At 38.1% G+C, this 17610-nt stretch carries 15 protein-coding genes; 14 read left to right on the forward strand and 1 reads right to left on the reverse strand.

Translation table 11 applies throughout. The annotated features are described in order from the left end of the window. Positions 1-104: 104 nt before the first annotated feature. From AWW83_RS01415 to tadA, 8 genes are read left to right on the forward strand one after another with little or no spacing between them, the layout of a single operon-like run. On the forward strand, positions 105-1229 hold the full coding sequence (locus AWW83_RS01415) for a 4Fe-4S dicluster domain-containing protein (RefSeq protein WP_092347321.1): 1125 nt from the start codon (positions 105-107) through the stop codon (positions 1227-1229). 21 nt (positions 1230-1250) lie between these two features. Then, positions 1251-1715: a cyclic nucleotide-binding domain-containing protein gene (locus tag AWW83_RS01420; RefSeq protein ID WP_200753982.1), complete on the forward strand. Its 465-nt coding sequence runs from the start codon at positions 1251-1253 to the stop codon at positions 1713-1715. Continuing rightward, on the forward strand, positions 1702-2562 hold the full coding sequence (locus AWW83_RS01425) for an FAD/NAD(P)-binding protein (RefSeq protein ID WP_092347324.1): 861 nt from the start codon (positions 1702-1704) through the stop codon (positions 2560-2562). The genes AWW83_RS01420 and AWW83_RS01425 overlap by 14 nt, the downstream gene beginning before the upstream one ends. A gap of 1 nt (position 2563) precedes the next feature. Continuing rightward, a complete protein-coding gene (locus AWW83_RS01430; RefSeq protein WP_092347327.1) occupies positions 2564-3340 on the forward strand; it encodes an NADH-quinone oxidoreductase subunit B family protein in 777 nt (258 codons plus the stop codon). Beyond that, positions 3330-4619 (forward strand): Ni/Fe hydrogenase subunit alpha, encoded by a 1290-nt coding sequence (locus AWW83_RS01435; protein WP_092347330.1) that lies wholly within the window; start codon positions 3330-3332, stop codon positions 4617-4619. The genes AWW83_RS01430 and AWW83_RS01435 overlap by 11 nt, the downstream gene beginning before the upstream one ends. Beyond that, the gene (locus AWW83_RS01440; protein ID WP_092347332.1) at positions 4606-5085 is read left to right on the forward strand and encodes a hydrogenase maturation protease; all 480 of its coding nucleotides are present in this window, start codon (positions 4606-4608) and stop codon (positions 5083-5085) included. Before AWW83_RS01435 ends, AWW83_RS01440 begins: the two co-directional genes overlap by 14 nt. Positions 5086-5137: 52 nt before the next feature. Then, positions 5138-6208, forward strand: a complete 1071-nt coding sequence (gene mqnC / locus AWW83_RS01445) for a cyclic dehypoxanthinyl futalosine synthase (RefSeq protein WP_092347335.1) — start codon at positions 5138-5140, stop codon at positions 6206-6208. Beyond that, on the forward strand, positions 6208-6663 hold the full coding sequence (tadA, locus tag AWW83_RS01450; RefSeq protein WP_092347338.1) for a tRNA adenosine(34) deaminase TadA: 456 nt from the start codon (positions 6208-6210) through the stop codon (positions 6661-6663). Before mqnC ends, tadA begins: the two co-directional genes overlap by 1 nt. 36 nt (positions 6664-6699) lie before the next feature. Here tadA and AWW83_RS01455 read toward each other — a convergent pair whose 3' ends face one another. Continuing rightward, positions 6700-8169, reverse strand: a complete 1470-nt coding sequence (locus AWW83_RS01455) for a T9SS type A sorting domain-containing protein (protein WP_092347341.1) — start codon at positions 8167-8169, stop codon at positions 6700-6702. A 178-nt stretch (positions 8170-8347) separates the two neighbouring features. Between AWW83_RS01455 and AWW83_RS01460 the strand changes: the two genes are divergently transcribed. From AWW83_RS01460 to AWW83_RS01485, 6 genes are all read left to right on the forward strand, one after another. Further along, positions 8348-10261: a tetratricopeptide repeat protein gene (locus AWW83_RS01460; protein ID WP_092347344.1), complete on the forward strand. Its 1914-nt coding sequence runs from the start codon at positions 8348-8350 to the stop codon at positions 10259-10261. A gap of 2 nt (positions 10262-10263) precedes the next feature. Then, positions 10264-11055 (forward strand): 5'/3'-nucleotidase SurE, encoded by a 792-nt coding sequence (gene surE / locus AWW83_RS01465; protein WP_092347347.1) that lies wholly within the window; start codon positions 10264-10266, stop codon positions 11053-11055. A gap of 37 nt (positions 11056-11092) precedes the next feature. Continuing rightward, entirely contained in the window at positions 11093-12286 is a 1194-nt protein-coding gene (locus tag AWW83_RS01470) for a pyridoxal-phosphate-dependent aminotransferase family protein (protein ID WP_092347350.1), read from the forward strand. A 22-nt stretch (positions 12287-12308) separates the two neighbouring features. Further along, positions 12309-13892 (forward strand): phosphoglycerate dehydrogenase, encoded by a 1584-nt coding sequence (serA, locus tag AWW83_RS01475; RefSeq protein ID WP_092347353.1) that lies wholly within the window; start codon positions 12309-12311, stop codon positions 13890-13892. A 226-nt stretch (positions 13893-14118) separates the two neighbouring features. Next, positions 14119-16974, forward strand: coding sequence for a TonB-dependent receptor (locus tag AWW83_RS01480; RefSeq protein ID WP_092347356.1), 2856 nt, complete (start codon positions 14119-14121; stop codon positions 16972-16974). Positions 16975-17055: 81 nt separating this feature from the next. Then, the coding region (locus AWW83_RS01485) for a hypothetical protein (protein ID WP_143713856.1) at positions 17056-17610 on the forward strand (555 nt) is incomplete at its 3' end.

Here is a 17610-nt window from a genome sequence, read left to right on the forward strand (position 1 = left end):
TGTGTTTTTTGACTGTGAAAAGTTCTTGAATTTCATTTAGGTGGGGAATGGCACGGGATTTGATTAAATTTTTGTTTGAAAGTTAACATAACAATAGATGTGAAATGAAGCAAGAAAAAAGTTTTTATTTAGCACCTTATGATTTAAACAAGGTTTTTGAATACTTCAAGTCAAGGGGGTATAAAGTTTTTGGTCCAACCATAAGGGATGAAGCCATTGTTTATGATGAAATTGCAAGTGTTGATGATCTTCCCGTTGGCTGGATGGATGAGCAAGCGCCGGGATTTTACAGGTTGAAAAAAAGAAATGATAAAGCATTTTTTGGTTATGTCGTTGGACCGCATTCGTGGAAAAAGTTTCTTTTTCCGCCCGTTTTGACTTTATTTGAGGCAAAGCGTGAAAATGGCAAATTTAAAGTTTATGATGTTAATACAGCAAATGAAAAATATGTTTTCGTTGGCGTAAGAGCATGTGAGATTTCAGCAATTTTAATTCAGGATAAAATTTTCGGTGGGGGGCAATATACTGATCCGAATTACATCAAAAGAAGAGGGAATGTATTTTTAATCGCTGTGAATTGCACAGAGCCGGGAAACAATTGTTTTTGTGCTTCAACTGGGACAGGACCTCGGGTTGTGGCTGGATTTGATGTCCTTTTGACGGAAGTTATTCGTGATGATTTGCATTATTTTATCGGTGTCCCGGGTTCTGAAAAAGGCGAAGAGATGTTTGTGACGCTTGGCTTTAGGGAAGCAGAAGAATTTGAAATTAAAGAAGCGGAGAAAGATGTAAATGAAGCAATTAACAAGTTTAAGAGAAGCGTTGATCTAACGGATGCTGTTGAAGTTTTGCAAGAAAATTATGAAAATCCGCTTTGGGAGAAAGTTTCTGAAAAGTGTCTAACCTGTGGGAATTGCACGATGGTTTGTCCGACTTGCTTCTGCAATACGATTGAAGATGTAACTGATTTAGCGGGTCAAGTTGCAAAGCGAATAAGACGATGGGATTCTTGCTTTACAATGGATTTTTCCTACATTCACGGAGGAAGTGTGAGATATTCTGTTATGTCAAGATATAGACAGTGGATGGTTCATAAACTTTCAACATGGAAGAATCAGTTTGGAATGCTTGGATGTGTTGGATGCGGTAGATGTATAACATGGTGTCCGGTTGGGATTGATATAGTTGAAAATTTAAAATTGTTCAAAGAAAGCACGGTAAAACTTTAAAATTTAAAATAAGCCAAAGCCATGGCAATTGAAACATTGGAGAAGTTGCTTGCGGAACATCCGTTTTTTAAGGGTTTAAAAAAAGAATATCTTGAATTGATAATTGGATGTGCGAGAAATGTTTTTTACAAGCCAGGGGAATTTATATTTCGTGAAGGTGAAGAGGCGAATGAGTTTTATGTAATTCGCGATGGCAAAGTTTCGCTTGAATTTTCTTCTCCTGGAAAAGAGCCAATAGTTATTCAAACTCTTGAAGATGGAGAAGTTCTTGGATGGTCCTGGCTTGTTCCACCGTATTATTGGCACTTTAGTGCTCGCGCAGTTGAACCAACAAGAGCGATTGCGCTTGATGGCAAGTGTTTAAGGACAAAGTGCGAGGAGGATCATAACCTTGGGTATGAGCTTTTGAAAAGGTTTGTGACAATAGTTGAACAACGTTTACAAGCAACAAGAATACAATTGCTGGATTTATATGGAAGTCAGTGAAAGAGAAATTCTCGTAGTTGAAAAAAATCCGATGCTTCCGCAAATTTTTCAAATTCGTTCAAGGAAGCAAGAAACATCTGATACTTTTACGCTTGAACTTGAACCTGTTGAAGCAGGCGTTGAATTTATTTTTAAACCGGGGCAATTTAACATGCTTTATGTTTTTGGCGTTGGAGAAGTTCCTATATCAATTAGCGGTGATCCGGAAAAAGTTTCACGCGTAACCCATACGACGCGAATGGTTGGAACCGTGACAAAAGCGATGGGGAAATTAAAGAAAGGCGACCTCATCGGTGTAAGAGGTCCTTTTGGTTCAAGCTGGCCTGTTGATAAATGTTCTGGGTGTGATGTTGTGATTGTTGCAGGTGGTATCGGGCTTGCACCATTAAGACCAGCAATTTATTACATTCTAAGGCGTCGCGAAAATTACAACAAAGCGATTTTGCTCTACGGTGCAAGGACCCCAGATGATATACTTTACAAGCACGAGATTGAAAAGTGGAAATCAAGATTTGATTTTGAAGTTTATGTCACTGTTGACAGAGGTACAAGTGGATGGAAGGGGAATGTTGGAGTTGTGACGACTTTGATCCCGCGTGCTCCGTTTGATCCTCAAAACACAATTGCCTTCGTTTGTGGTCCAGAGATAATGATGCGTTTTACAGCGCTTGAACTTATTAAAAGAGGAGTGAGCGAGAACAACATATTTATTTCAATGGAAAGAAATATGAAATGCGGGATTGGTTTATGCGGGCATTGTCAATTTGGACCTGTGTTTGTGTGTAAAGATGGACCTGTTTTCAGCTATAGTCAAGTTAAAAATTTGATATTTAAGCGGGAGATATAAAATGAAGGTGAAGAAACCGAAAATTGCTGTTTGGAAATTTGCTTCTTGCGATGGATGTCAATTAAGCTTGCTTGATTGTGAAGATGAATTGCTTGATGTCGTTGGGGCTGTTGAAATAGCATATTTCCTTGAAGCATCAAGGGCAACGGTTTCAGGACCTTATGACATTTCGCTTGTTGAAGGTTCAATCACAACTCCGCACGATGCGGAGAGAATTCACAAGATAAGGAAAGTTTCAAAGTATCTCATAACAATTGGTGCGTGCGCAACAGCAGGTGGAATTCAAGCGTTGAGGAATTTTAAAGATGTTAAAGAGTTTATCTCAATTGTTTATGCAAATCCATCATACATTGAGACATTAAACAAATCCACGCCGATTGCTGATCATGTTTTTGTTGATTTTGAACTCCGCGGATGTCCAATTAACAAATATCATTTGATTGAAGTTATAAACGCATTCTTAAATGGACGAAAGCCGAATATCCCAACTTACAGCGTTTGTATGGAGTGCAAGAGAAATGGTAATGTTTGTGTTATGGTTTCAAAAGGGACTCCGTGCCTTGGTCCGGTGGTTCAAGCTGGATGCGGTGCTATATGTCCTTCTTACAATAGAGGTTGCTACGGTTGTTTTGGACCGAAAGAAACACCGAATGTTTTCGCTCTGTCGGAGCATTTTGTGAAACTTGGGCTTAAATCAGCTGATATAATTAGAGTGTTAAGAAATTTCAACTCATACGCTGAACCATTCAGAAAAGGGAGTGAAGCATATGAAAGATAAAGTAATCAAAGTTGATTATTTAGCAAGAGTTGAAGGGGAAGGAGCACTTTATGTAAAAGTTAAAAACGGTTATGTAGTTGATGTTAAGTTGAGAATTTTTGAACCGCCGAGATTTTTTGAGGCATTTCTTCGTGGTAGAAGTTTTATGGAAGTTCCTGATATAACTGCAAGAATCTGCGGAATCTGTCCAATTGCGTATCAAATGAGTTCTGTTCATGCGATTGAAAGTATTTTCGGCGTCAAACCAACAAGACAAATTCGTGAGTTAAGAAGATTAATTTATTGTGGTGAATGGATTGAAAGCCACGCTTTGCACATTTTTATGCTTCACCTTCCGGATTTCTTCGGTTATGACGATGTAATTCAAATGTCAAAGCAATATCCGGATCTTGTTAAGAAAGCATTGCGACTTAAAAAAATCGGAAATGAAATTGTAAGAATAATCGGTGGGAGAGAAATTCACCCGATAAATGTCAGGGTTGGTGGATTTTATAAAGTTCCGAAGAAAAACGATTTAAAAAAGATTGAAGATGATTTAAAATGGGCGAGAGATTTTTGCGTTGAAGCTGTTAAGTTCCTTGCTGGGCTTGATTTTCCGGATTTTGAGCAAGATTATGAATTTGTCGCTTTAAGTCATCCAGATGAATATCCATTTAACGAGGGAAGAATTGTATCAAGTAAAGGGCTTAACATTTCGGTTAATGAGTATGACAGTTATTTCATTGAGGAGCATGTGCCTCACTCAAATGCGCTTCATTCAAGCATCATAGGAAGAGGTGCTTACTTCGTTGGACCGCTTGCGAGATTTAACTTGAATTTTGATAAACTTTCTCCGCTTGTGAAGGAAGTTTCTCTTGAAATTGATTTCAAACCAGTTTGTAAAAATCCGTTTAAGAGTATAATCGCAAGAGCTGTTGAGACGCTTTATGCGTGTGATGAAGCATTGAGGATAATTTCAGAGTATGAAGAACCGGAGAATCCATTTGTTAGTTTTGAGATCAAACCTGGCATTGGATACGGTTGCACCGAAGCGCCTCGTGGAATTTTATATCACAGATATAAAGTTGATGAGAAAGGGATAATTCTTGATGCGAAGATTGTTCCGCCGACATCACAAAATTTGAAGATGATGGAAAGCGATTTGTGGAAATTTACAGCAACTTATCTGAATTTACCGGAAGATGAATTGACTTGGAAATGTGAGCAGGCGATAAGAAATTACGATCCGTGCATCTCGTGTGCAACTCATTTTTTGAAACTTTACATTGAAAGGGAATAAAGAGAAAAAAATTTTAATTGTTGGAGTTGGCAATTTATATCGTGGTGATGATGCGATTGGAATTTTGATGGCAAGGTATTTTAGAAAATTTTTTAAAGACAGTGTTAAGATAATCGGCGTTGATGCAACTTTTGAAGATTTGATCTGTGATTGGAAAAACTTTGATGTCGTCATCTTGATTGATGCAATTATGGGAGATGATGCTGGGAAAATTTATCGGTTTGAGTATGGAATTGATAAAATTCCAGCTGTTTTAAAATTTTACTCAACTCATTCGTTTGGGGTTGCAGAGTATATTGAGCTTGCAGAAGCACTTGGAACTTTGCCAAAGAAATTGATTATTTATGGAATTGTCGGAAATAAATTTGACATCGGGGATTCAATCTCACATCGGGTTAAACTTTCCTGCAAGAATCTCGTTGGGCTTGTGCTTGAAGATTTAAATAGCGGGAAATTTTTATTTTAAGGTGCGAATTTTTAAATTTTTCAAAAATTTTTCAAACAAAATTTATCGGCAAATGGACAGAAATTTGCTTGACATATACAAGAAAGTTGAAAATGGGGAAAGATTAGATTTTGAAGATGGTGTAAAACTTTTCAAATCGGATGATCTTATCACGATTGGAATGATGGCAGATATGGTCAGGTGGAGATTGCACCCGGAGCCGGTTGTAACTTATATAATTGACCGAAATATAAACTATACAAACATTTGCACCACGGAATGCACTTTTTGCGCTTTTTATGCAAAGGTTGGAGACAATGTTAAAGGTTATACTCTTGATTATGAAACGATAGGTAAAAAGATAGAAGAAACGATTCAGCTTGGCGGGACGAGGATTTTGTTGCAGGGTGGTTTAAATCCCGAGCTTGGGATAGAATTTTATGAAGATTTATTCCGTTGGATAAAGGAGAATTATCCGCAGATATGGCTACATGCCCTTTCGCCCGAGGAGATTTTGCACATTGCAGAGGTTTCAAAAATGAGGGTAAGGGATGTTTTAAAGAGATTGATTGATGCAGGATTGCAATCAATTCCCGGCGGTGGTGCGGAAATTTTAGTTGACAGAGTTAGAGAAAAAATTTCTCCAAAAAAATGCACAGCTGATGAATGGCTTGGTGTTATGTATGAGGCGCATCAACTCGGTTTAAAGACAACTGCGACGATGATGTTTGGACATGTTGAAACTTATGAAGATAGGGTTCAACATATGTTGTTAATTCGTGAGCTTCAAGATATAACAGGTGGCTTTACATCGTTCATACCTTGGACATTTCAGCCGAGAAATACTCAACTTGCAGAGAATATGGACAATTTGAAAGAGCGATCAACTGGATTTGATTATTTGAAGACGCTTGCAATTTCAAGGTTAATGCTTGACAACATACCAACGATACAAGTTTCTTGGGTGACGCAGGGATTAAAGATGGCTCAAATTGGTTTAAAATTTGGTGCGGATGATTTTGGAAGTTTGTTGATAGAAGAAAATGTTGTAAGTGCAGCTGGGACAAAGCATCTTGTCACGCTTGAACAAATGTTAAAGGCGATAAAGGATGCAGGTTATGAGCCAAGAAAGAGGTTTAATTGATGCGTGAGCATAGACATTGGATGGAGTATGCGTTGAAAGAGGCGCAAAGGGCATTTGAACTTGGGGAAGTTCCAGTTGGAGCTGTGATAGTTTATAAAGATACGATCATTGCGAAGGGTTATAATCAGGTTGAGATGTTAAAGGATGCGACTGCGCACGCAGAGATGATAGCATTGTCTGCTGCGTATAATTATTTTAAGAGTTGGCGACTTGAAGGTTGCACGATTTATGTGACGCTTGAGCCGTGTCCAATGTGCGCTGGTGCAATTGTGCTTTCAAGGATTGATAAAATTGTCTTTGGAGCTTATGATTTTAAAGCGGGGGCTTGCGGAAGCGTTTATAACATAGCTGAAGATGGAAATTTAAATCACAAGGTTGAAGTCGTAGGTGGAATAATGGCTGATGAAGCGCAGAGTTTGTTAAAGGCATTTTTTAATGGTTTAAGGGAAAAATGAAATGGGGCAGTTTTTACAACTGCCCCGTCAATTTTATTATTTGACAAAAATAAGTTTCTTGCTTTCAACAAATTTACCTGCCTTCAAAGTGTAAATGTATGAACCACTTGAAAGTTTGCTTGCGTCAAAAATAACTCTGTATGTTCCAGCGTCAAGAACATCGTCAACAAGTGTTGCGATTTCCTGTCCAAGTATAGTGTAAATTTTTAAGCTAACTTGTTCTTTTTTCGGAATTGAAAATTCAATCGTTGTCGTTGGGTTAAATGGATTTGGGTAGTTTTGTTTAAGTTCATAACCCTGTGGGATTTGATCATTCAATTTTTCAACCTTCAACGGTATCACAGGCAAAGTCCCTTGATAGACCCACTTATCAACAGTCCATCCGTAGTAAGATTGTGTGTAAAGATTTTTATTTTCATCAAATTTGACATCATAAACTGAAGTATAACCAGATGCATTTCCTGGTGTTGTTCCATTTTCTCTGAGATTATATCCGCCTGTCATTATGAAATTCCATTTTGCTATGTCAATTGTATCAATTGGTTCTCCCGTTGTTCCGCTTAACACATAAATTCTCCCATATGGATAACCTTGTGAAAGTGGTGAGGGTCTCCAGACAGCGCAAGCAACAAATAAAAGATTATTCTCATCAAGATATTCAAGCCCAATTGGGGATGCTTTCCAAGCGGGTGTTGCACCTGTGTCTGCTTTGCCGAGTTGAAAATTAAATTTAGTGTCAATCTGATATCCACTTTGAATTGAGCCAACATACTTGACAACTTTCCTCTGTGTTGTATCGGAGAAAGATACAAATAACCAAGTTCCATCGTTGTTAACTTCAATTCCTTTATAAACTCCATCTGGTAAATCAATTGTTAAAATTGGTGTGGCGGTGTGTGTTTCCCACGCAGTTGTGTTATCTTTAAGCGATGGGAAAATCTTAATGTCATCAGTTTTATTGAATGAACTATCATTGATAACAAAAACATTTCCGTTTCTGTCAAGGTCAAGTGAAAAAATTATATTGTCGCCCGTTTCAAGCCTGTATGGAGTAGATAGTATAGTGTCCCCTGTAAATTTGAAGACAAGGATATTGTGTTTTTCATCGTTGTTTGCAACATAAATTAAACTATCTTGTGGAGTGGCAAGAATAAACCATGCATTTCTCATTAAAACCTCATCAAATACATCATTTGGATTTGTCCATGGAAGGTAGAAGTTACCAATCCCAGATGAGCCATAACCATAGGAGTATAATCTACCGTTTGCGGAATCGGCGTTTACATAGGGGATAAGGAAACTTCGTGCGTTGTAGGTTGTCACACAAGCAATGAATGTATTTTCCTTAATCACAGCAACGCTTGGAGTATTGTGACCAGTTCCATTTGTCTCGTCATCGTAAGTTGCGTAAACACAATACCATCTTGAGGTCCATTGTGGTTGTTCTTGTGAAAATGCTAATGTAAGAAGGAAAACTGCAAAAAGTGAAATTGTAATAATTCGCATAGCAAGCCTCCTGATTTATGTTTTTGTTCATTTTGAATATATCAGGCCAATTGCAAATAGTCAATAGTTCTATCGGAAAAATTTAATGCATTTAAAAATAGATTTAAAACTGTGGTTGATTTTCAAATGCTATTTTCATAATTTCAATCAGAAGCAAAAATAAAAAATTTTGGCAAAGATGAAAAAAATTATCTCAATAGCAACATTACTGCTTTTATTTGTTGCCCAAATTTTTTCTCAAAGTGTGACCTTGAAGGTGCGTGAGAAAACAATTTTAAGGGGTGAAAGATTTTTAACTGTTCAATTTTCCGTCAGAGATGCCAAAGAAAATTTCACAGATGTTGATGTTGCAAAAGATGCATATTATTTCTTTCTATGTTTGCCGGAGGGTGATTGGAAAATTGATGAAGAATTTGCAAAGGAATTTACAAGCAAGGTTTTAATCCAACAGGATGGGAATGTGTTTTATCCAGAGATTTATGATCTGATAACCGTTGGCGGGAAGATCGCTATAATAATTGGATTTGAGAAAAAGTTTCAGATTGAAAAACCATTTAAGATCAATTATCCAATTTCTGAAAAAGTTGTAAGTTCAGGGGAGATGAAAATTCCCGAAAATCTGTGGGAGGGTTATTCAGAGGCGTTTAAAACATATCAGGAAGGTGTAAAATTTTACAACGAGAAAAATTATCAAACTTCCGCCGATGTTCTTTTCAAAGTTGTTGCAAATGATAAAGCAAAAAAATTTTCGTTCTACAAAGACGCACGGGAGAAATGTATAAAATCACTTGACAATATCCTCGTTGAACTCGTTGATAAGTTTAATTCTGTTGTCTCTGCGGTGATGGAGCCGGAAGAAAAACTTAAGGAGTACGATAGTTTAAAAGTTCAATTTCAAAACTATGTCAACAATATGTTAACTCCTAAACTAAATGTCCTTGCGGATACGCTTGTTTTCGCAATGGTTTCGCGCGCAAATGGATATTTTGAAAAACTTGAAAATGAAATTCAAGCAGAAAAATACCGTCTTGATGTAAAGAGCATTTCTTGGCTTAACACTGAAAAAGCAATTAATTTCAAATATCGCCTCGTAATTGATGCTCTTGCTTATTCTTTCACTTCGGAATCTTTCTGGAACAATCCTGATACAACGAAATTTGAGTTTATTTTGCCTGATACGGTTTATGCCAATTTGAAAATTTTTGGAGTTGAAAAAGATTACAACATATTTCAGCGTGTTTGTATCTCAAATTTGAGAACGCGAGGGACATTATTTAATGAGAATTTTCTCGTCAATTTGTTGAATAATTCAAACGAACTTCCACAACCTTATTATGAAATTTTTCTTGCAGTTGATAACTATGTGAGAAAAAATTATTCAGAGAGCAGAAACTATATCTTAAAGGCATTAAAGAAGTTAACAGATTATGAACTTTTGAGAAGATTGGAAATTTTAAAGGGCATGATTTTCGTGAAACAGCAGGGGCTCTCCGAAGAGGCGGTTTCACTTTATAATGAGGGTATAAGAAAATTATCAACTGGTGATAAAACCTCTGGACTTGATGCGATTAGGCGTGCGGTTCTGGTTGAGCCAAGATTTCCACTTGCAAATTACGCAATTGGCGAGATATACTTCAAAGACAATGATTTTTATCCAGCTATAATTTATTTTTCAAAGGCAATTTCACTTGATTCAAATTTTGTTCTTGCTTACGAGCGACTTTTTGAAATTTACAAAATTCAGGGAAATTGGAACGACGCTAAGACACTTCTTGAGTCAGCTCTTTCAAATGGAAATGATTTCTGGGTTATAAGGGTTATGCTTGGGCAGGTTTATAATGAGTTGAAACTTTATGATAAGGCGATTGAATCTTTCACGAAAGCGATAAGTTATAATCCGTTAAATTATGAACAGTATATTTATCTTGGGATCGTTTATTCCAATGTCGGAAAATTTTCAGATGCTGAAAATATCTTGAAGAAAGCAGCGGAATTAAATCCAGATAGAAAAGAAGCGTATGAGGAGCTTAAGAAAATTGAAGGGTTGAAGAAATCTGAAATGAAGGAAAAAGAAAAGGGGCAAAAGAAGTGAAAATGCATATACTTGTTTCAAATGATGATGGCATAAATTCAGAAGGCATTTGGGCACTTGTAAATGAGTTAAAGAAAGTTGCTGATGTAACTGTAGTTGCACCTGAGAAACAGATGAGCGCAGTTGGGCATGCTATAACTGTTCAGTATCCGTTGAGAGTTAATCCTTTTTACAAAAATGGTGAATTTTTCGGATATGCTGTTGATGGAACTCCTGCTGATGCGGTTAAGCTTGCGGTTAAAGCGATTTTAAAAGATAAAAAAATTGATCTGTTAATTTCTGGAATAAACCATGGGACGAACACATCAATTAACATAATTTATTCTGGCACTGTATCAGCAGCAACGGAGGGGACAATTCTTGGTATACCATCAATTGCAATTTCACTTGCAACATATGCGCCAAATCCTGACTTTACATTTTCGGCAAAATTTGCTGTTAAACTTGCCGAATTTGTTTTTAAGAATGGTTTGCCAAGGGGGACGCTTTTAAATGTAAATGTTCCGCCTGTTCCTGAAAACGAGATAAAGGGAGTTCGTGTCACAAGGCAGGGCAATGCTTTCTGGGATGACTGGTTTGAGTTGCGTAAAGATCCAAACGGTAGAGATTATTACTGGCTTACGGGTAAATTTGTAAATTATGATCAAGAAGATTTGGATGCTGACCACACTGCGGTGCAGAACAACTTTATTTCAATTACGCCAATTCACTTTGATTTGACAAATTACAAGATGATTGAGGTTTTAAAAAATTCTGGACTTGAAAATCTTTTACAAGGACTTGACAAAGATTGAAAAATTTTTATATTTAATCAAAAAGCAGGTTTGAGGGATGAAGAAACGACTTTTTACACCGGGACCGACGCCAGTGCCCGAGAATGTGGCACTTGCAATGGCACAACCAATAATTCATCACAGGAATCCGGAGTTTATTGAAATTTTTTCTCGTGTGAATGAAAATTTGAAGTATCTTTTTCAAACGAAAAGAGATGTTTTTACCTTGACAAGTAGTGGCACTGGGGCGATGGAAGCAGCGGTTGTTAATTTGTTGTCTCCTGGTGATAAAGCAATTTTTGTGAACGGAGGTAAATTTGGGGAAAGGTGGGGTGAGATTTGCAAAGCGTATGGAGTTAATGCAGTTGAAATTAAAATTGAATGGGGAAGAGCTGTGGCGCCGGAAGAGATTGAAAGCGAACTCAAAAAAAATCCGGACACAAAAGCTGTTTTTTTAACGCATAGCGAAACATCAACGGGAGTTTTTACAGATGTCAAAGAAATTGCGAAAGTTGTGCGTGAGAGTTCTGATGCGGTTGTAGTTGTTGATGGTATAACCTCTGTTGGGGCGCATGAGATGTATATGGATGATTGGGGGCTTGATGTGGTTATAACAGGTTCGCAAAAAGGTTTGATGATTCCACCGGGGTTGTCGTTTATCGCAGTTAGCGAGAAGGCATGGAAGATGGTTGAGGAGTCAAAGCTTCCGAAATTTTATTTCAGCTTGAAAAAGGCAAAGAAGGCGCTTGAAAGTGGAGACACGCCTTGGACCCCAGCTATTGCTCTTATTGTTGCTCTTGATGTGGCTTTGAAGATGATAAGGGAAGAAGGGCTTGAGAATATATGGAAAAGACATGAAAAACTTTCGCTTGCGGTTCGTGAAGGTTGCAAAGCGCTCGGTCTGAAATTGTTCGGTTATCCACCATCTCATGCTGTCACGGCAGTTTATTTTCCGGATGGAATTGATAAAAAAGAGTTTCAAAAAGTTTTGAAATACAAATATGGTATAACTGTTGCCGGGGGGCAAGAGCATTTGAAGGATAAAATTTTTAGAATTTCGCATCTTGGTTATTATGATGAAATTGATATTGTTGGGGTAATTTCGGCGCTTGAGATGGCGTTGATGGATTCCGGATTTGATAAGTTTAATCAGGGCGATGGTGTTAAGGCAGTTCAAAAAGTTTTTGCGGGGTTTGAAGAGAAATTAGTTCAAAAAGATAACAACGATGAGATGTTAAGTTGCTGTCATTGAAAATAAATTTTTTTGAGGTAAGATGAAAATTTTAATCACAGATCCAATTGAAGAAAGTTGTGTTAACATCTTAAAAAGCGAGGGTTTTGAGGTTGATTTAAAGCCGGGGATTCCGAAAGAAGAAATTAAAAGCATAATTAATGACTATGTTGCATTGATAGTCAGAAGCGGGACAAAGGTGACAGCGGATATAATCAACGAGGCGAGGAATTTAAAGATAATCGGCAGAGCTGGGGCTGGGGTTGATAACATTGATGTTGAAAGCGCAACGAGGCGTGGAATTATCGTTATGAATACGCCGGGTGGAAACACGATTTCAACAGCAGAGCATACGATGAGTTTGATTCTGGCTCTTGCAAGAAATATACCGCAGGCGTGTAATGATTTGAAAGCGGGAAATTGGAACAGAAAAAAGTTTATGGGTGTAGAACTTTACGGTAAGACGATTGGAATAATTGGTCTTGGAAGGATTGGTCGTGAAGTTGCGATAAGGTGTAAAGCTTTTGGGATGAATGTCATTGGTTATGATCCTGTGCTTTCTTATGAGGTGGCGTCAAAATTGGGGGTTGAGCTTGTTTCAAATCTTGATGAAATTTACAGAAGGAGTGATTTTATAACTGTTCATGTTCCTTTGAATGAGGAAACACGGGGGATGATAGGCAGAGATGAACTTGCGAAGTGCAAGCGCGGAGTTAGGATTATAAATTGTGCAAGGGGTGGGATAATTGATGAGATGGCTTTGCTTGAAGCGATTGAGTCGGGACATGTAGCTGGAGCTGCTCTTGATGTTTTCAGCGAAGAACCGCCACCAAAAGATCATCCTCTGATAAAACATCCAAAAGTTATAGTCACGCCTCATCTTGGTGCAGCTACTGAGGAGGCACAGGAAAAGGTAGCAATTCAAATTGCGCATCAAATAGCAGATGCACTTAAAGGGCGTGCGATAGTTGGTGCGGTGAATGCGGAGATTTTACAGCTTGCAATGAATGAAGAAATAAAACCATATCTTTTGCTTGCTGAGAAAATTGGGCTATTGCAGGCGCAAATTTTAAAAGGGAAGATACTTGGAATAACGGGAACATTTGTAGGAGAACTATTGAAAAATTCTTCACAGATTTTAATGTCAGCGTTTTTAAAAGGTATGTTGAATTATTTGATGAGTGAACCGGTTAATTACATAAATGCGCCAATTATAGCAAAGGAAATGGGTTTAAGCATAAGTGAGCGTTCAAGCGAGGACAGAGGCAATTATACTCAACTTGTGAAATTTGAGGTTAAAACAGATAAGGAGTTAAGAAGTGTATCTGGAACAGTATTTGGAAATAACGATTTAAGAATTGTCGGGATGGATGATTTTCACTTTGAATTTAAGCCTGAAGGGATTTTGCTTGTTTATTCAAACATTGACAGACCTGGAATGCTTGCCTCTGTAAGTTCAATTCTTGCTCGTTCAAATATCAATATTGCAGGACTTTCGCTTGGAAGATACGGCATAGGTCAAAAAGCTTTGACGGTTATGAGCGTTGACAATGAGATACCGCCTGATGTTTTGCGTGAGATTTCCTCAATTGATGGAGTTTATGATGTAAAGGTTGTTAAGTTTTAATTTTGGCATAGTTTTTGATAAATGTTAAGTTTTTTTCTGCAAAAAAAATCTTGACAAAGTCGTTTTTAGATATTATATTATTTAGCGACGAATGATAGAAAAACAAAATGCAGGAGGTGTTAAATTGAAAAGTTTGCTACTTGTTGTTTATGTTGAGCCCGCAGAATTATCCACATCAAAAATGACTCTTCAAATTTAAAACAAACATATCAGGAGGAATAAAGATATGTACCGCAAACTATTAATTTTATCGTTGTTGTTGCTCCTACCCGGATTAATTTTAGCACAGGTTGGTAAAATAGCGGGTAAAGTTGTTGACAGAGAAACGAAAGAGCCGTTGATCGGCGCAAATGTCATAATTGAAGGAACGACGCTTGGTGCATCAACGGATTTAAACGGTAACTATGTTATCTTGAATGTCCCACCTGGAATTTACACTGTTAAGGCAAGTTATGTTGGGTATCAAACCATAACAGTTAGAAATGTTAGAGTAACAGTTGGTTTGACAACGGAGGTTAATTTTGAACTTCCAAGCGAAGCAATTCAAGTTCCAACAGTTGAAGTTGTCGCTGAAAGACCTCTTGTTCAGAAAAACGCTACCAATGAAATAAGGGTTGTTCGCTCTGAGGATGTTCAAAATATGCCATTGCGTGGTTATACAAGTGTTGTTGCAATTCAAACTGGTGTAGTTCAAGTTGGTGGGACGATATATGTAAGGGGTGGAAGAAGCGAAGAAGTTGCGTATTATGTTGATGGCGTTTATTTTAACAACCCGTATAACTATGCAAGAACTGGTGAAGTCGTTACAACGGCGATTGAAGAGGTTTCATATCAAGCTGGTGGATTCAATGCTGAGTATGGTTATGCTATGTCGGGTGTTGTTGTGACGACAACAAAGACAGGTGGAACAAGATATTCAGCCACGCTTGAATTGATCACAGATGAATACGGAGGTTTCTTCAGAAGCAGGGAAACAGGGAATCCGAATTTCTTCAAGAAGAATGCTTTAACTGGGGCTTATTCGCAAGGTTACAGTTTGTATTCATTGAGCTTGGGTGGTCCGCTAATTCCGGGATATGATAAAATAAGATTTTTCGCTGCACTTGAAAGGACATTTATGAGAAATAGAAGACCAGCTTTCAACGATGGTGTGCAAGCGGTTGCAATTGAGGGTCAGGATACATTCAATATCAATATCCCAGCTGGTGTTTTGAGGGGCAATTCAACTTCAAGATGGTTATTTAATGGAAATGTTGTTTTTGATTTCAAGCCGTTTAATTTGAGAATCGGTGGAACTTCATTCTTTAGGACGGATAGAGTATATGTACATTCATACTCTGCGTTTAACTACAATAGAATGCCAAGGGAAGAAGAGACAACGCATGGATATTATGCGAAGTTAACACATACGGTTTCGCCATCAACATTTTATACATTGATGTTTAGCTGGTATAGGACATTTATTGAATCGGGAGATCATTTCTGGTGGGATGATATTGAGTCATACGGCGATAAAGATAAAAACCCACAATTGAGAGATTGGGGAAGGAATCAGCCATTTAGACCATATTCACTTTTTGCGCAGGAAAACACTGTTTATCCGAACTACAATAAGAACTTGTCAAGTTATTGGGGGTTGAAGTTTGATATCTTGCATCAGATTGGTAGAGTTCATGAAATAAAGGCAGGGTTTGATTTCAGATATAATACGATAAGAGTTTATGGTTTGAGAGCACTTGATATAGCAAACAACAGGAGAACAAATCCGGGCGCTTCAAACGAGAGCATTTATCAAACAGCTTTTGTCAATGCGCTTGGTTATGATGTGACTGGCAAGAGTGAAGTTAACACTGGTAGAAATGGGGCGAAGCATCCGATTGTTGGTGCAGCATATATTCAGGATAAAATTGAGTTGCCTGAGTTGATCCTTAACCTTGGTTTGCGTGTTGATTACATAAATCCAAACACTGATCAATTTGTCAGGTTGGATTCAATTATAATTGAGTCAAAAGGTGATTGGTATGACTTGTCAGATAAGAACTTTACAGCGGCAAAGCCGTATTACATCTTTGCACCGAGATTGGGTATTTCATTCCCAGTTACAGATAGAACTGTATTCCATGCACAGTATGGTGTATTTAGCCAGCCACCGCAGTTGAACTTGTTCTATTCAAGCACGATATTACTGGCTCAATTCCTTAGATCTGGTAACTATACTCGCTCAGGTAATCCGAACCTCAGACCGCCGAAGACAATCGCTTATGAGGTTGGATTTGCACAGCAAATTACAAGAAATGCAAGCTTTGATATTACTGCATATTACAAAGAGACGAGAGATTTGATCCAGATTCAGAACATATATGCTCATCCGGTCTCTTATGCGTTATATGTCAATGGTGACTATGGAACGATCAAAGGTTTGTCATTTAGCTTCACTTTGAGAAGGACGAACAGAGTAGCGGCGTTTGTCAATTACACATTGCAATATGCAGCTGGAACTGGTTCAGCAGCGACGACGAACTTCAACATTGCATGGCTTGGTGGAAACTTCCCAACATTTGTAGCTCCGCTTGACTTTGACCAGCGTCATACTGGAAGCATCAATGTTGATTTCAGAACCGAAAAGGGTGATGGTCCAACCGTGTTTGGAATCAAGCCGTTTGAGTATTTTGGAATTAACCTTCTTTTCAGATTTGGAAGTGGCTTGCCATATACGCCAGTTGAGTACAGAAGCTATATCTACGGACCTGGTTGGCAGATACCGAAAGCAGCTGTTAACTCTGGCTATGGACCATGGACAAGCCAGCTTGATCTCAAGATTGACAGAGCGATAAGATTTGGAAGAGTTAACTTTGACATCTACTTGTGGGTGATTAATCTCTTCAACAGCAGGAATGTGTTGAGCGTTTATAATTCAACTGGTTTGCCCGATGCTGATGGATGGTTCAGAACACCTGAAGGTGCAGCATGGGCGGAGAGCAATGGTCCAGAAGCTGTTAAGTTGTATAACTATATGTTAACGCATCCATATAACTTCGGAGAGCCAAGGCAGGTAAGATTTGGAATTCGCATTGACTTATAATTTGGATTTTTGGGTGTGTGCTCTTCTTGGGCACACGCCCTTTGTTTGAATTTTAAAAAATAAAATTTCGGAGGAACAAGCATGCGGAAATTACTTACAATACTAACTCTGTTCACGCTTGTATTTACATTGACCTTAACTGCAAAAGAAAAGAATTCAGACAGAAGCAAAATCGCATCTCTTTTGAAATCAAATGTTCTTGAATTGAAGCAATTTGATGGGAATAGGATTGCGGCTTGGGTTGAGAATACGGGTCAATATGTTAGCTATCATAAGACGGGAGATGCTGGGCTTGAATGGCCAAAGGGGTCGCATAAAACGGCTGACTTTGCAGCGGGAATTTGGGTTGCTGGTAAAGTTAGAGGAACTGGTGAATTAAGGACGGCAGCTGCTGAGTATCAATCTGAATTTCAACCTGGAAAGATTAAACCTGATGGGACACCTGATAATGCTGAGGACCCGAGATATAAGATTTGGAAGATAAACAAGACAGATCTTTTCAATCCGAGCGATGATTATTTGAACTGGCCGGTTGAGGATGGTGCACCTTGGGAGGATGTTGATGGTGATGGTGTATTTACGAGGGGAGTTGATAGACCTTTGCTTATGGGAGACCAGACATTGTGGATGGTGTTT

It is taken from the genome of Candidatus Chryseopegocella kryptomonas (assembly GCF_001536065.1).
GTDB classification, from domain to species: domain Bacteria; phylum Bacteroidota; class Ignavibacteria; order Kryptoniales; family Kryptoniaceae; genus Kryptonium; species Kryptonium kryptomonas.

Bases quoted from the DNA above. Each gene is read 5' to 3' on its own strand.
- AWW83_RS01420 (WP_200753982.1), top strand. From the start codon at position 1,251: ATGGCAATTGAAACATTGGAGAAGTTGCTTGCGGAACATCCGTTTTTT.
- AWW83_RS01455 (WP_092347341.1), bottom strand. From the start codon at position 8,169: ATGCGAATTATTACAATTTCACTTTTTGCAGTTTTCCTTCTTACATTA.
- surE (WP_092347347.1), top strand. From the start codon at position 10,264: ATGCATATACTTGTTTCAAATGATGATGGCATAAATTCAGAAGGCATT.
- serA (WP_092347353.1), top strand. From the start codon at position 12,309: ATGAAAATTTTAATCACAGATCCAATTGAAGAAAGTTGTGTTAACATC.
- AWW83_RS01480 (WP_092347356.1), top strand. From the start codon at position 14,119: ATGTACCGCAAACTATTAATTTTATCGTTGTTGTTGCTCCTACCCGGA.
- AWW83_RS01435 (WP_092347330.1), top strand. From the start codon at position 3,330: ATGAAAGATAAAGTAATCAAAGTTGATTATTTAGCAAGAGTTGAAGGG.
- AWW83_RS01460 (WP_092347344.1), top strand. From the start codon at position 8,348: ATGAAAAAAATTATCTCAATAGCAACATTACTGCTTTTATTTGTTGCC.
- tadA (WP_092347338.1), top strand. From the start codon at position 6,208: ATGCGTGAGCATAGACATTGGATGGAGTATGCGTTGAAAGAGGCGCAA.
- mqnC (WP_092347335.1), top strand. From the start codon at position 5,138: ATGGACAGAAATTTGCTTGACATATACAAGAAAGTTGAAAATGGGGAA.
- AWW83_RS01430 (WP_092347327.1), top strand. From the start codon at position 2,564: ATGAAGGTGAAGAAACCGAAAATTGCTGTTTGGAAATTTGCTTCTTGC.
- AWW83_RS01425 (WP_092347324.1), top strand. From the start codon at position 1,702: ATGGAAGTCAGTGAAAGAGAAATTCTCGTAGTTGAAAAAAATCCGATG.
- AWW83_RS01415 (WP_092347321.1), top strand. From the start codon at position 105: ATGAAGCAAGAAAAAAGTTTTTATTTAGCACCTTATGATTTAAACAAG.
- AWW83_RS01470 (WP_092347350.1), top strand. From the start codon at position 11,093: ATGAAGAAACGACTTTTTACACCGGGACCGACGCCAGTGCCCGAGAAT.